The 13,722-nt window shown below is 44.7% G+C and carries 13 protein-coding genes and 1 pseudogene; 10 read left to right on the top strand and 4 right to left on the bottom strand.

The annotated features are described in order from the left end of the window. Positions 1–40: 40 nt before the first annotated feature. The 5 genes from dusB (at position 41) to DC094_RS16275 (ending at position 5,092) form a co-directional block, all read left to right on the top strand. Positions 41–1,054 (top strand): tRNA dihydrouridine synthase DusB, encoded by a 1,014-nt coding sequence (gene dusB, locus DC094_RS16295; protein WP_116688191.1) that lies wholly within the window; start codon positions 41–43, stop codon positions 1,052–1,054. After that, positions 1,051–1,314 (top strand): DNA-binding transcriptional regulator Fis, encoded by a 264-nt coding sequence (fis, locus tag DC094_RS16290; protein WP_116688190.1) that lies wholly within the window; start codon positions 1,051–1,053, stop codon positions 1,312–1,314. The genes dusB and fis overlap by 4 nt, the downstream gene beginning before the upstream one ends. 77 nt (positions 1,315–1,391) lie before the next feature. Then, positions 1,392–2,978, top strand: a complete 1,587-nt coding sequence (gene purH, locus DC094_RS16285; RefSeq protein ID WP_116688189.1) for a bifunctional phosphoribosylaminoimidazolecarboxamide formyltransferase/IMP cyclohydrolase — start codon at positions 1,392–1,394, stop codon at positions 2,976–2,978. Positions 2,979–3,165: 187 nt separating this feature from the next. Next, the gene (gene purD, locus DC094_RS16280) at positions 3,166–4,452 is read left to right on the top strand and encodes a phosphoribosylamine--glycine ligase (RefSeq protein ID WP_116688188.1); all 1,287 of its coding nucleotides are present in this window, start codon (positions 3,166–3,168) and stop codon (positions 4,450–4,452) included. A gap of 154 nt (positions 4,453–4,606) precedes the next feature. Continuing rightward, complete coding sequence (locus DC094_RS16275; RefSeq protein ID WP_116688187.1) at positions 4,607–5,092, top strand: arsenate reductase ArsC; 486 nt, start codon at positions 4,607–4,609, stop codon at positions 5,090–5,092. Between the two features lie 3 nt (positions 5,093–5,095). Here the strand turns inward: DC094_RS16275 and DC094_RS16270 are convergent, their stop codons facing one another. Next, positions 5,096–5,695, bottom strand: coding sequence for a hypothetical protein (locus DC094_RS16270; RefSeq protein ID WP_133245582.1), 600 nt, complete (start codon positions 5,693–5,695; stop codon positions 5,096–5,098). Between the two features lie 166 nt (positions 5,696–5,861). On the opposite strand from DC094_RS16270, the gene DC094_RS16265 reads away from it, so the two are divergent. Both DC094_RS16265 and DC094_RS22305 read left to right on the top strand, forming a co-directional pair. Then, positions 5,862–6,731 (top strand): phosphoribulokinase, encoded by an 870-nt coding sequence (locus DC094_RS16265; RefSeq protein WP_116688185.1) that lies wholly within the window; start codon positions 5,862–5,864, stop codon positions 6,729–6,731. A 95-nt stretch (positions 6,732–6,826) separates the two neighbouring features. Beyond that, positions 6,827–9,229, top strand: a complete 2,403-nt coding sequence (locus DC094_RS22305; RefSeq protein WP_178030916.1) for a hypothetical protein — start codon at positions 6,827–6,829, stop codon at positions 9,227–9,229. Positions 9,230–9,266: 37 nt separating this feature from the next. On the opposite strand, the gene DC094_RS16255 is transcribed toward DC094_RS22305, so the two are convergent. Beyond that, positions 9,267–9,683 carry a secondary thiamine-phosphate synthase enzyme YjbQ gene (locus DC094_RS16255; protein WP_339374129.1) on the bottom strand — a complete coding sequence of 139 codons (417 nt, stop codon included), beginning with the start codon at positions 9,681–9,683 and terminating at the stop codon, positions 9,267–9,269. Between the two features lie 205 nt (positions 9,684–9,888). Here DC094_RS16255 and coq7 point away from each other — a divergent pair, with 205 nt between their 5' ends. Next, positions 9,889–10,527, top strand: a complete 639-nt coding sequence (coq7, locus tag DC094_RS16250; protein ID WP_116688184.1) for a 2-polyprenyl-3-methyl-6-methoxy-1,4-benzoquinone monooxygenase — start codon at positions 9,889–9,891, stop codon at positions 10,525–10,527. A 101-nt stretch (positions 10,528–10,628) separates the two neighbouring features. Continuing rightward, positions 10,629–11,138 (top strand): DUF1543 domain-containing protein, encoded by a 510-nt coding sequence (locus tag DC094_RS16245; RefSeq protein WP_116688183.1) that lies wholly within the window; start codon positions 10,629–10,631, stop codon positions 11,136–11,138. 83 nt (positions 11,139–11,221) lie between these two features. Here DC094_RS16245 and DC094_RS16240 read toward each other — a convergent pair whose 3' ends face one another. Beyond that, a complete protein-coding gene (locus DC094_RS16240) occupies positions 11,222–12,643 on the bottom strand; it encodes a carbon starvation CstA family protein (RefSeq protein WP_116688182.1) in 1,422 nt (473 codons plus the stop codon). A 244-nt stretch (positions 12,644–12,887) separates the two neighbouring features. On the opposite strand from DC094_RS16240, the gene DC094_RS16235 reads away from it, so the two are divergent. Continuing rightward, positions 12,888–13,373 carry a YajQ family cyclic di-GMP-binding protein gene (locus DC094_RS16235; protein WP_116688181.1) on the top strand — a complete coding sequence of 162 codons (486 nt, stop codon included), beginning with the start codon at positions 12,888–12,890 and terminating at the stop codon, positions 13,371–13,373. 132 nt (positions 13,374–13,505) lie between these two features. Here DC094_RS16235 and DC094_RS16230 read toward each other — a convergent pair. After that, a pseudogene (locus tag DC094_RS16230) lies at positions 13,506–13,722 on the bottom strand (IS66 family transposase); the annotation flags it as partial.

The following is a 13,722-nucleotide window of genomic DNA, read 5'->3' as shown; positions in this document are numbered from 1 at the left end:
GGTTATAGTGCGCGTCCCTAAAATCCCGGCGCTAGACGACATGAAAATTGGCCCTTTCCAGCTATCCAGCCAATTACTTGCCGCTCCTATGGCAGGGGTAACAGACCGTCCTTTTCGTAAGCTTTGCCGTGACTTTGGTGCAGGCCTGGCGACATCAGAAATGATCAGCTCAGATCCTAGCCTTAAAAACTCCAGAAAAAGCACCTTACGGCGAATTACTGCCAAAGATAACGAACTAGAGCCTGTCTCAATTCAAATTGCCGGTACTGATCCACAAGCGATGGCGCAAGCTGCCGCATACAATGTCGATCAGGGCGCGCAAATCATCGATATCAACATGGGCTGCCCGGCCAAGAAAGTCTGTAACAAGCTTGCCGGTTCGGCCTTAATGAAAGATGAAGCGCTGGTTGCTGATATTTTAAAAGCAGTAAAAGCAGCAGTCGATGTGCCGGTCACGCTAAAAATTCGCACCGGTTGGGATCGTCAAAACAAAAACGCTTTGAATATTGCTCGAATCGCCGAAGCGGAAGGCATCGCTATGTTGGCAGTTCATGGACGAACTCGAGAAGATCTATATAAGGGCGAAGCAGAATATGACACCATTACCGAAATAAAGCGCAGTATTAGCATTCCATTAGTGGCGAATGGTGATATCAACAGCCCAAAAAAAGCAGCCGAAGTGCTGAAAAAAACCGGCGCTGATGGTTTGATGATTGGTCGTGCCGCCCAGGGGAAACCTTGGATTTTCCAACAGATCAATCATTATTTAGAAAACAATACATTGCTTGCAGAACCAGCGCCTGAGCACATCCACCAGTTAATGACTCAGCACCTGGAAGGTCTTTACCACCACTACGGTGAAGTAATGGGACCTCGTATTGCACGCAAACACGTTGGTTGGTATCTGGCTGAACAGCCTTTTGGTAGCGAAGTTCGCCGCCACTTTAACCAACTACAAACGACAGAAGCGCAGCAGCTGCTTTTGACCAATTTCTTCCAAGCGCTGGCTGCTCAGCAGTTAGCACCATGGATCAATAGCCTTGAAAGATCATGAATAAAGCCAAGACCCAACATTCCGATAGCCGCCCTCTCACTTTACGTGAGCAGGCGCGCGCCGCTGTAAAAGATTATTTCCACCACCTGGATGGCCAGGAAGCGGTCGAAGTTTACCAAATGGTACTGGCAGAGATTGAAGCGCCTCTGATTGAGGAAACACTGGAATATACTGGTGGCAATCAGAGTAAAGCCGCGCGAGTTTTAGGACTCAACCGGGGCACATTCAGAAAAAAAATGAAGCTTTACGATCTGGAGTAACCTCTACTTCTAAAAAAGAGACAGAGCAGTAGAGGACCACTCCAGTTCGCCATCTTAGTGGTTAAAAGGAGTATCCCATGTCTTCAGCGAAACCGATAAAACGTGCGCTATTAAGTGTTTCAGACAAGTCCGGGCTGGTCAGTTTTGCCCGAGATTTAGCAGCAATGGGCGTTGAGCTGCTATCAACCGGAGGCACTTACCGGTTGCTGCAACAGGAAGGCGTTCCTGTAGTTGAAGTATCTGACTACACAGGTTTTCCTGAAATGATGGACGGCCGGGTGAAAACCCTCCATCCAAAAATTCATGGTGGCTTATTAGGCCGTCGTGGCACAGATGATCAGATCATGTCAGAACATGGCATTAATCCGATCGATCTGGTGGTGGTCAATTTATATCCTTTCCAGCAAACCATCGCCCGCGATGATTGCGATTTGCCAATGGCAATCGAAAACATCGATATTGGTGGGCCGACTATGCTGCGCTCTGCGGCTAAAAATCATAAAGATGTCAGCGTTGTGGTTGATGCGACAGATTATGATTTAATTCTGGCAGAAATGCGGATCAATGGCGGCGCAGTAAGCTCGCAAACTCGCTTCCATTTGGCGACCAAAACCTTTGAGCATACTGCTCAATATGATTCAGCAATTGCGAATTATCTGGGTTGTCGTGCCAATCAAAATGGCGAGCCTCAAGAGCCTGCCTCTGACTTTCCTCGTACCTTTAACCGCCAATATACCAAGCATTCTGATATGCGATACGGTGAAAACCCGCATCAAAAAGCCGCTTTTTATGTTGAAGCGGGCCATCAGGAAGCTTCGGTTGCTACCGCAGTTCAAATTCAGGGTAAGGCACTTTCTTATAACAATGTTGCTGACACCGACGCTGCTTTGGAATGTGTAAAGAGCTTTATTGAGCCGGCCTGTGTCATCGTCAAACATGCCAACCCTTGTGGAGTTGCTACGGGTGAAAATCAGTTAGAAGCTTATCAACGGGCTTTTAAAACTGATCCAACCTCAGCCTTTGGCGGCATTATTGCTTTTAACCAACCATTAGATGCGGCGACTGCCCAAGCAATCATCTCCCAGCAATTTGTTGAAGTGATTATCGCTCCATCAGTCTCGATTGAAGCTAGAGAAATTGTCTCAGCTAAAGCCAACCTTCGTCTGCTGGAATGCGGCGCATGGGAAACTACCACCGCTGATTATGATTTTAAAAAGGTCAATGGTGGCTTACTGATTCAAGATCGTGATTTGGGTGAAATTACCCAAGGCGATCTAAAAGTCGTTTCCAAGCGCAAGCCAACTGAACAACAGATTGCTGACTTACTGTTTGCCTGGAAAGTAGGCAAATTTGTTAAGTCTAATGCAATAGTTTACGCCCGTGACGGTATGACTATCGGCGTCGGTGCAGGTCAAATGAGCCGGGTATATTCTGCGAAAATTGCAGGTATTAAAGCGGCTGATGAAAACCTTGAAGTTGCCGGTTCAGTAATGGCATCTGATGCTTTCTTCCCATTCAGAGACGGCATAGATGCAGCAGCTAAAGCTGGTATTCATGCCATCATTCAGCCCGGTGGCTCAATGCGCGATGAAGAAGTAATTGCTGCAGCTGATGAACATGACATGGCGATGGTATTCACTGGAATGCGTCACTTCCGTCATTAATAAAATGCAAAATGTAGGTTAGAAAAACATCTGCGCCTTCTGACAATTAAATAAGTCAGATGGCGCAGGTGACTGCCAAGAATGGTGGAATTACCGAGAAATGAAACGATCATTTTCGGTTTAATCCAATCTACGTATCTTTTAAATGGTGATTTTTTTCCGTCCTTATTCATTGCGGAGGCAGAACATGAAGGTGTTGATCATAGGCGGTGGTGGCCGCGAACACGCATTAGCATGGAAAGTTGCACAAAATAATCAGGTAGAAAAAGTTTTTGTTGCACCGGGAAATGCCGGCACTGCAACAGAAAGTAAAACTGAGAATGTTGCGATCTCCGCAGAAGATGTCGCCTCATTGGTTGAATTTGCTGCAGCCAATAAGGTTGATTTAACCATTGTTGGCCCAGAGGCGCCGCTGGTTATTGGTGTAGTCGATGCCTTCCAAAAAGCCGGTTTACGTTGTTTTGGCCCTAGCCAATCAGCAGCTCAGTTGGAAGGCTCTAAAGCATTTACCAAAGACTTTCTTGCCCGTCATAACATCCCTAGCGCCGATTACCAAAACTTCACAGAAGTTGAACCAGCACTGGCTTATCTGAAGAAAAAGGGCGCGCCTATTGTTGTCAAAGCCGACGGCTTAGCGGCAGGTAAAGGGGTTATCGTTGCTGAAACCTTACAACAGGCAGAAGCCGCCGTTGTGGATATGCTGTCTGGTAATGCTTTTGGTGACGCGGGATGTCGGGTCGTCATCGAAGACTTCCTGCAGGGTGAAGAAGCCAGCTTTATCGTGATGGTTGATGGTAAAAATATTTTACCTATGGCAACTAGCCAAGATCATAAACGCGTTGGCGATGGTGATATGGGACCAAATACTGGCGGCATGGGGGCTTATTCTCCAGCACCAGTGGTTACCGATGAAATCCATCAGCTCATCATGCAGCAGGTGATCATTCCAACCGTCGAAGGAATGGCCGCAGAAGGTATGCCTTATACCGGTTTTTTGTATGCCGGACTAATGATCGAAGATGGTCAACCTCGAGTGATTGAGTACAACTGCCGCTTTGGTGATCCAGAAACCCAGCCTATTCTGATGCGTATGCAATCCGATATGGTTGAGCTGTGCAACTTGGCTTTGGATGGCAAATTAGATCAGGCAACCGCTAAGTGGGATCCTCGTAAAGCGGTCGGTATTGTTCTCGCTGCCGGCGGTTATCCTGCTGACTATGGCAAAGGGCATGTTATCTCTGGCCTCGGCCAGGAAGGCGCTGACCAAAAAACATTTCATGCCGGCACTACCTTAATTGATGATCAGGTAGTGACCAGTGGCGGACGGGTACTTTGTGCCACTGCCCTGGGTGACTCGGTGTTGCAAGCGCAGCAATCAGCCTATCAATTAGCTAGCAGCATCAGCTGGCAAAATGTTTTCTTCCGTAAGGATATCGGTTATCGGGCAATTGCCCGGGAAACATCTGAAAGCTAAAGCAACTGTTTTTTTGTCAATTAAAAAAGCCTGAAAGCATTTTGCTTTTGGGCTTTTTTTTACATTTGAAAGACCACATTTCCTTAGAAATAGCGAACCTTAGCGTTATATTGGTGTCTGCTAAATAATCAAAAGAATAACCGAGGATAATCTCTTGCCGCGTGCTCTATTTCTTTGCACAGGAAATTCCTGTCGCAGCATTATCGGTGAAGCACTTTTAAATCATCTTGGAGGCACTCACTGGCAAGCCTTTAGTGCAGGAAGCCAGCCACTTGGTCAGGTCAATCCTAATGCGGTTGATGTATTAAAACGCCACAGCATTCAAATTGAAAACTTCTCAAGCCAGAGCTGGAATGAGTATCAGCAGGATTTTGATTTAATTATTACCGTATGTGGCAACGCTGCAGAAGAAAACTGCCCCGTTCCTAATTCCGATAAATTATCAGTTCATTGGGGATTAGAAGATCCAGCACATGCAACGGGAACGGCTGAAGAGATAGCTACTGCTTTTGATCGAACTTATTTTGAGCTAGAAGCACGAATCAAAGAGTTGCTAACGCTCGATTGGTCAAAACTCAATCAACAACAGCGTCAGCAACATTGCTTGCAGATTCACCAACAGATGCTGCTGGCTAGCTAAAGACTAATAATTCAAACTTAAGCCCAGCATTGCGCCTGGGTTTGAGTCATCACTTTCAATTGCTGCTAATAAAGAGAACCTTTGACCCAGTGGCAAGGCAACACTTGCTCGAGTATAAATAGCCGAACTCAGCGCTTCTCGATGCCCAAATGACAATTCTGCTTGTAGATTCCATGAAGTTAAGAGTGTTCTGGCGCCCACTAAAACCTCATTGCCTTGGTTAGAAAAACGAATGCCATTCGTTTTATCCAACTGTCGAAAAACACCAAAACCGGCAAATAGATCAAACTCATTAAAATGGATCACCCTCATAGCACCAAAACGATACTCTTCTTTTGCTCTAGTTTGCCCGATACCGCTTTCAGTGAAATCAACTGAGAATGTCCGCTGTCCCACCCATGCGTAGGTATCTTCGGCTAAAGAAAACATCAAATTGAAGCTGGTCCCCGATAAATCATCGCCCAACTCAACATCTTTGAGAGTTTGTTGAAAATAGCCAAACTCTGCTTGACGGTATTCAATACTTGGCGAGTCAGCAAAAACCTGAGAAACAAAACTAGTTATGATAATTAGCAATCCGTTAAAAAATAGATTTTTTTTCATTTGGTTACCTGCAGCTCCCTTGCAAACCATTTTTATTAGCTACTGCAAAGCCTAGCGTTTCCCTAACTTCCTTGCTGCTTTGAATACTCGTTTTACGAAAAACATGGAGTAATCGTTGGTTATGGCATAATGTTTTTCTATGACCCATCGATACCTATAAATTCTAATGTCTCAACGTTACCCCATAGTTGCTGTTACTGGATCATCTGGTGCAGGTACCACCACCACTCGAGAAGCCTTTGAACGAATCTTTGTGCGTGAGGGTATTCATGCGGCAATTGTTGAAGGCGATAGCTTTCATCGCTATAACCGAGTGGAAATGGAGCAGCAGCTGACCAAGGCAGAGCAAGAAGGCAAAACGCTCAGCCATTTTGGTCCTAAAGCCAACTGCTGGGACAAGCTAGAAACGCTATTCAAAAGCTACGGCGAAACAGGTACCGGACAAATTCGTCGTTATTTGCACAACTTCGAAGAAGCCATTCCACTCAAACAACAACCAGGCACATTTACCTCTTGGCAGGAAATGCCTGAGCATACTGACTTGTTGTTTTATGAAGGATTACATGGCGGTGTAGTGACCGAATCAATCGATGCAGCGCAATATGTCGACCTGCTAATCGGCCTGACACCGATCGTCAATCTAGAATGGATTCAGAAAATCCATCGCGATGTAAATACTCGCGGCTACTCTCCGGAAGCGATTGCCCATACGATTATTCACCGTATGCCTGATTATGTTCACTATATAACGCCTCAGTTTTCTCGTACTCACGTGAACTTCCAACGGGTGCCCACAGTGGATACTTCCAACCCATTTGTCTGGAGCGAAATCCCTCCCGCCGATGAGAGTTTCGTAGTGATTCGCTTCCGAGATCCCAAGGGCATCGACTTCCCTTATTTCTTGCAAATGATCGATGGCGCTTTCATGTCAAAGCCCAATACGATCGTAGTTCCAGGCGGAAAAATGGGTTTTGCAATGGAGCTAATGTTAACGCCAATGGTCCACCAATTACTGGAAGATCGGAATTGGTTCTAAGTCTGTCTAGAAACAGTTCACTAAATAGATAACAGGCAAGGCGGAAAACTAGCAAGATTCCTAATCTGGAAGCAACACAGATATGGAGATCCATTATGAGGCCTGCTTCTTACTCACTCGTTTGTTTATCAATTTTGATGGTTTTAGGTTGCAGCGCTCCTTCAGAAAGCAATCCTGGAACCCGATTACACGGAAGTGAAACTCCAGCCACAGAGCCAGATCCGGAAGTAACACCTGAGCCCGTAGTTACACCTGAGCCCGTAGTTACACCTGAGCCCGTAGTTACACCTGAGCCCGTAGTTACACCTGAGCCCGTAGTTACACCTGAGCCCGAGGTTACACCTGAACCCGAGGTTACACCTGAACCGGAGCCAACGCCTGATCCAGAGCCAACGCCTGATCCAGAGCCAACGCCTGATCCAGAGCCTACGCCTGACCCAGAGCCTACGCCTGTTCCAGCTCCAAGCGTTGCTAATATTGCAGCCCCTTTACACCAAGGTATCGCTTTATCGGCATTACGAACTTATGAGCTTAATGATCCTGGTGTTTTAAACGCTATAAATTTCCTTGGTGCTAACGCCAGCAGAATACGAGTTGAGCCTGATTATTTCCCAGGTTCTAGTTATTCAGCAAATAATCAAAATGATTTTAATACCAGAAAGCAACAAGTCAGACAAAATCCATGGCAGCAATTTGGAAGCAGTAGAGAAAATCGTGCAGAAGATTATTTTGCAACCCAGCAAACCAGACAAGTCATTAATAGTTTGAAAAACAATGGCGTTAATGTTTTTTTAATTGCTAATTCAACGATTGATCGTGTGCAACGCTCTATTAATTCAAATGATAGCGCCACCCAATGGAATGCCCGCTGGCAATTATGGAACCAGTATTACACTTCTACTTTTTGGTTAGCAAAAAACTTTGGTATTAGCCGAATTGAAATTAAAAATGAGCCACAACTTTCTAGATGGAGTTATTCTGACTGGGAAGCAGCTCTGCAGATTGCTCGTGATGCAATTCATGCCGCAGTTAATGATCACAATACCGCAACAGGCCAAAGCCTAATCGCAGAAATTGCTGCACCAGTCACTGCACACAATTATTTCTCCAACACTAAAAATGGTATTACTTGGGGAAAAGATATTTTTGAAAACAACACTTCAACCTTCGGTGACGGTGCAGTTGAAGGTGGCAAATTATTCGATCTATTTGATTATCACATTTACCGTTGGGGTGATATTTTACAACAAGATATCCGTGATCTTAAAACAGCAATGAATGACAGCGACAGTGATCCATTGCCAATTGTTTTATCAGAATTAAATTCTATTTCTCATGGTTATAGTCGCTACCATGAAACTGACAATGATCAGCCCCGCGATGCGGCAAACTTTGCTTCTTCTATTTTGGCAGCAAACAGTGAAAACCTTGGAAATGGTGGTTATTATGCATTTCAGTTAGGTCGTCATGAAGGGCTTCATAGAGATACTGTAATTAGTGACTTACCTAATTGGACCAACAATTCTAATGGTTTAATTTGGCTGCATCGGAATGGTTATACCGGCAATAATAAAGGTCTATCATTTGTTGGTGGTTTAACTCGCTCAGCATGGGCGCTGCATTGGGTACATACTTATTGTGGCCAAGCCAGTCGAATATATCCTTTGCAATTATCAGGAACAGCCGAAGCTTTAGCTTGTCGTGATAGCCGAGATGGAGCCATGACGATCATCGCAGCCAATCCGACCAACAATAACTTAACGCTAAACAGAAATGAAATCTGGCCTGCAGCGAACTTGTTACCACAAATTCTGTCAGGAACAATTAGTGCAAACCACAGTGGTTTCACCTCAAAAATTAACAGCAATGTTTCTAGATTAACCGTTGCTAGTAATTCAGTTGCCATCTGGCAATGGCAGCAAAATAATCCAAGTGAATTATCACTTAATCGAAGTGCGTTAGTTCATCAAGGTAGTGCTACTTCTTCTAACGGTGAATTACGAATTCAAACGCGCTCAACTAACAATCGTCAACTTGCAGTCTTAGAGTTTGATCTTTCTGAAATCGATTTAAGCGATGCGCGCAAGATATTGGTAAAGCTGCCATTACGAGTATCGACTAGTAACCATGCAGACCCTGTGTTACAGATCCGTGATTTAGGTGATCGCGATTGGACTGGAAATGATATTAATTGGAATGCTGCAACCGGTTTGGTAAACACTTTTTTGGCTAGCAGCACCGTATTATCTGAAATCCCACAAAATTATACGTCTGGCTTAGGATTAGCGGGTGAATTTGTCGGTGAGATCCGCGTGAGTGGTAATTCAACTAAAGATTACTGGTTAGATATCAGTAAATATATTCAGCCAGGCCAAACCCATTTACGATTACAAGTTGCCCGCGCGATTCGCCGCTTATATAACAGTGCAGGAAACCGAGCTTGGGATGCCGAGAGCTTTTATCTTAAAACCGGTGATGTAAAACTAGAAATTTATTAATTATTAAAACTAAAACACCAAGGATGGTGTTTTAGTTTTAATTGCTTAAATGCATCACCACTTCTCTTGCACCTGAATAATATCGATGTTCCCATAAATAAACACCCTGCCAGGTACCTAGTAATAATCGTCCGCGCTGAAATGGAATCGATAAACTGCTGGCCGTTAATGCCGCTTTAATATGCGCAGGCATGCCATCTGAGCCTTCCAATGTATGCGTGTAGAGCGGGTCATTTTCTGGCACTAACCGATTCAGCCATTGTTCAAGGTCATACTTAGCGCTCGGATCGGCATTTTCCTGTATCAAAAGGCTGGCTGAAGTATGACGAATGAACAAAGTACATAAGCCTTCTCCAAGATCACTATCGATCACTATGTGTTCAAGCTGCCGAGTAAACCCATGTAGCGCTTGCCCTGTAACCTTGATAGAGAAACGCTCAATCATGCGAATCATTACCCTCTTAATACAAAGTAGCTAGAGATATTGGTAGGCTGAAGTCTAATCAATGCTCGCCACTTATCATCAACTACCTCATCAATGATATTGACCTGAGGCCGAATCCGCCTATCCTATTCGGTCTAGATATCTGCAACACAGCTAGTCCACAGCTTTGCAGCCAAAAAATTAGTTGCCTGACCGGTTTTCAAGGAGTTATCCCATGCGTCGTTTAAGCCCTTTAGATCATTTGATCAGCCAGTTGGATAGCGCCTTGCTTACCCTGAAAACCAAGGGAGCAACCACCGCACGGCCCAATCCAGCGGAAGATGAAACCTGTGATGATTTAACCGATCAGGAACAAAAGCACATTGCAGGACTGATGCGAATTAATCATACCGGTGAAATTTGCGCCCAGGGTTTGTACCAAGGCCAAGCGCTAACCGCCAAGCTACCTGAAGTCAGAGCGCAAATGGAGCAAGCGGCCGTTGAAGAGAATGATCACTTGCAGTGGTGTAAATCTCGAATTGAAGAACTCGATAGCCATACCAGCATTCTCAACCCAGCTTTCTATGCACTATCTTTTGGAATGGGTGCGCTTGCCGGTAAAGCGGGTGATAAATGGAGCCTTGGTTTTGTTGCTGAAACCGAGCACCAGGTACTAAAACACCTCGATAGTCATCTGTCACAAATGCCTAGCAAAGATCAAAAAAGCCGGGCGATTTTAGAACAAATGAAAGAAGACGAAGCCCATCACGAAGAAGTTGCCAAACAAGCCGGTGGTGCAGACTTACCATTACCGATTCGTCTCGGCATGGGCTTAATCAGCAAAGTGATGACCACAAGCACTTACAAGATCTAAACCCTTGCGTGCAATGAATCGATACCTAAAACGGTAGAAATTTTTTTCTGCCGTTTTGTTTATCTAGCCTCTAATAAAAAAACAATATTTAGGGATAGAAAATGCCAAAGCTGTTTATGGTATATCTCGGTGGAAAAGCGCCCAAAGCAAATATCGAATTGCATGATATTCAATTCGTTGTCGGTGAATCAATCGATGATACTTTCGATACCTTAAAACAAAATTGGTTTGGCACTGTGCAAGGTTTGCATCTGGATAGTTACTGCCACATCGCTTCTGCTGATGGCTATCAAATCAGCCTTAGCGAACAGCCAGCCACCGATGGCCCACATTTATACTTTGTAAACATTGGCGGCTATCAACCAGAAAGCATGGCCGAGCTACACCAATTCGATTTATTTGTCGCAGACACGCCGGTCAATGCTAAGCAGAAAGCCTTAAAAAGCTTATTAAATAACTCTGAACTTCAGCACAAAGATAATTTATATGATGTTGATGATTGCTTAAGCATTCGAAAAATTGGGCAATATTACATTCATTTAAACGAATTGTTTGAGCGTCAAACTAAAAAGCTAAAGCCTGATTGGTATGGTTATCGAGTGATTGGATAAACCCTGTAAAGAACATAAAAAAATCCCGCTGACTCAGTCAAGTCAACGGGATTTTATTTTTTAAAGCGACTCGCAATCGTATTTTATTTGACGCTAGCTACTGCTGTTGCAGGACGAACCTTCAAAAAGAAAGTGATTGTTGCGATAACGGTTGCCGATAAACCAATGATGGTGGAAGTCGTCATATCCAGACCAAAACCAATTTGCGCACTTCCTAGGTAAGTAAAAGTAACCGCTGTCATAAACATTGCTGGCAAGGTACAGATCCAGTGCAGTTTACCTTCACGCAACAAGTAAGCCGCTGCTGCCCAAAGCATCATCATTGCAGTGGTTTGGTTAGCCCAGCCGAAGTATCTCCAGATCACACCAAACTCCGCCTGAGTAATTAAAAAGCCAATCGCAAACATAGGAATAGCAATTAATAAACGCTTTGGTAAAGCTTGCTGGGGCATTTTTACAAAGTCAGCAACAATCAAACGGGCTGAACGGAAAGCCGTATCACCGGAAGTAATTGGCAGAATAATGACACCTAATATCGCCAGAATGCCACCTAAACCACCCAACAGGCTGGTTGAAACTTCATGAACTACTGCAGCAGGGCCACCGTTAGATAATGTTGCTTGCAGCGCATCAGTTGTTTCGTAGAAAGACAGACCCAGAGTTACCCAGATTAAAGCGACAATGCCTTCACCAATCATTGCGCCATAGAAAATCTGACGACCATTTTTCTCGTTTTTTATGCAACGCGCCATTAAAGGAGACTGAGTTGCGTGGAAACCGGAGATTGCACCGCAAGCAATGGTAATAAACAGCAGTGGCCATAAAGGTAATTCTTTTGGATGCAGGTTAGCTGCGAAATCCAAACCTTGGCTGTAGAAGCTGTTATCACTAACCGCTAAACCAACGATCAAGCCAATAGACATGAACATTAACAAGCCACCAAAGAATGGATACAAGCGGCCAATAATCTTATCCACCGGAACGATGGTTGCGATAATGTAGTAAGCGAAGATAATGCCAACCCACAAGCTAACGCTCATTTCACTTAAATTACCCAGTAATTTAGCTGGGCCTAAAACAAATACCACACCCACTAGCAGCAATAGAACAACCGACAGGAAGTTCATGAAGTGCTTGGCAATTTTACCTAAGTGATTACCGACTACTGTAGGCACTGAAGCACCACCGGCACGAACCGATAACATGCCAGAGAAATAGTCATGCACCGCACCGGCAAAAATACAGCCGATCACAATCCAGATCATCGCGATTGGGCCGTATAAGGCGCCAAGGATTGGGCCAAAAATAGGACCCAGACCAGCAATATTTAATAGCTGAATTAGGAAGACTTTCTTGTTCGACATAGGAACATAGTCAACGCCATCAGGCATGCTAATTGCTGGCGTGTCGCGTTCTGGAGTTGGCCCAAAGACCTTCTCTACAAACCTGCCATAAATAAAATATCCACCGAGTAGGATACCCACACATAATAAAAACCAGCTCATGACGTTTCTCCGCCTGAATGTAAAATCTGCGGCGATTATTCTTTATTGCTGAAAACTGCTCTAGCGGATTTACAGTCAGTGGTCGGCTGCTCTATTTAGTGGTCATGGCAGAACCTGAGTGGTAAGCCTGATAAAATTACTCGGGTTTGATTGTTTTAGCGCAAAACAAAGCGCGGCCGAGAGTAGTCAAGGCTCGCTAGCTTGAATACACTAGCGTTATTGTTTGAACACAGGAAAAACCAACATGCCTTCTTTTGACGTGGTATCAGAAATCGATAAGCAGGAAGCCACTAACGCCGTGGATCAAGCCAAGCGACAGCTGACTACCCGCTGGGACTTTAAAGGTGTCGATGCCAGCTTTGAACTGAATGACATGGCAATTACATTGTTGGCTGCAGAAGAGTTTCAACTGGAGCAGATGAAGCAAGTACTTGAGCCTTGTCTGATCAAACGCGGCATCAAGGTCAGCTGCCTGGAATACTCAGAACCTCAAGGTAGCGGCAAGCAAATGAAAACGGTTGCCACTATGCAATGTGGTATTGATAAAGATCTCGGCCGAAAAGTGGTCAAGCTGATCAAGGAAAGTAAGATTAAAGTTCAACCTGCTTTGCAGGGTGACCAGGTTCGCGTCACCGGCAAGGCCCGCGATGACCTGCAACAAGTTATGAGCCTGCTAAAAGAAAGCGAGCAAATTGCACTGCCACTGCAGTTCAAGAATTTCAAAGATTGATCTGATCTTAATAATTAAATGGCTGTGCCTGCTGATTCTGATGTGGGCATCGCTTTTTCAATAACTTTGTCAATCTGAAATATTTTTCTATGCTGGTATAGAATATAAAAGTTACAGTAACCATTCAGCATGTCACACCAACCGATCCAATTTCTCCTGAATAAAGTCCGGCCATTTACCCGCAAATAATAACGACAAAGCCTCCCCAACACCGACCCCATGTTTTTGGCAGGTCGATATATAGCTCCGGATTCTGCAATACGCTTTCACGCCATCCCATGAGCGGAAGCAGCCTGATATCTTCTGCTGAACCTTGCTCATACGGAAGTCCCGTTCACCCTGATTATTG

Source organism: Pelagibaculum spongiae (assembly GCF_003097315.1).
GTDB lineage: Bacteria > Pseudomonadota > Gammaproteobacteria > Enterobacterales > Pelagibaculaceae > Pelagibaculum > Pelagibaculum spongiae.
Note: the sequence above shows the minus strand (reverse complement) of the source record. Positions and strands in the feature narration are given on the sequence as shown.

What these genes read in the sequence shown, in the direction of transcription:
- DC094_RS16245 (WP_116688183.1), top strand. Translation starts at nt 10,629, where the DNA reads ATGCCAAAGCTGTTTATGGTATATCTCGGTGGAAAAGCGCCCAAAGCA.
- purH (WP_116688189.1), top strand. Translation starts at nt 1,392, where the DNA reads ATGTCTTCAGCGAAACCGATAAAACGTGCGCTATTAAGTGTTTCAGAC.
- DC094_RS16265 (WP_116688185.1), top strand. Translation starts at nt 5,862, where the DNA reads ATGTCTCAACGTTACCCCATAGTTGCTGTTACTGGATCATCTGGTGCA.
- DC094_RS16255 (WP_339374129.1), bottom strand. Translation starts at nt 9,683, where the DNA reads ATGATTCGCATGATTGAGCGTTTCTCTATCAAGGTTACAGGGCAAGCG.
- coq7 (WP_116688184.1), top strand. Translation starts at nt 9,889, where the DNA reads ATGCGTCGTTTAAGCCCTTTAGATCATTTGATCAGCCAGTTGGATAGC.
- DC094_RS22305 (WP_178030916.1), top strand. Translation starts at nt 6,827, where the DNA reads ATGAGGCCTGCTTCTTACTCACTCGTTTGTTTATCAATTTTGATGGTT.
- DC094_RS16270 (WP_133245582.1), bottom strand. Translation starts at nt 5,695, where the DNA reads ATGAAAAAAAATCTATTTTTTAACGGATTGCTAATTATCATAACTAGT.
- DC094_RS16240 (WP_116688182.1), bottom strand. Translation starts at nt 12,643, where the DNA reads ATGAGCTGGTTTTTATTATGTGTGGGTATCCTACTCGGTGGATATTTT.
- dusB (WP_116688191.1), top strand. Translation starts at nt 41, where the DNA reads ATGAAAATTGGCCCTTTCCAGCTATCCAGCCAATTACTTGCCGCTCCT.
- DC094_RS16235 (WP_116688181.1), top strand. Translation starts at nt 12,888, where the DNA reads ATGCCTTCTTTTGACGTGGTATCAGAAATCGATAAGCAGGAAGCCACT.
- fis (WP_116688190.1), top strand. Translation starts at nt 1,051, where the DNA reads ATGAATAAAGCCAAGACCCAACATTCCGATAGCCGCCCTCTCACTTTA.
- purD (WP_116688188.1), top strand. Translation starts at nt 3,166, where the DNA reads ATGAAGGTGTTGATCATAGGCGGTGGTGGCCGCGAACACGCATTAGCA.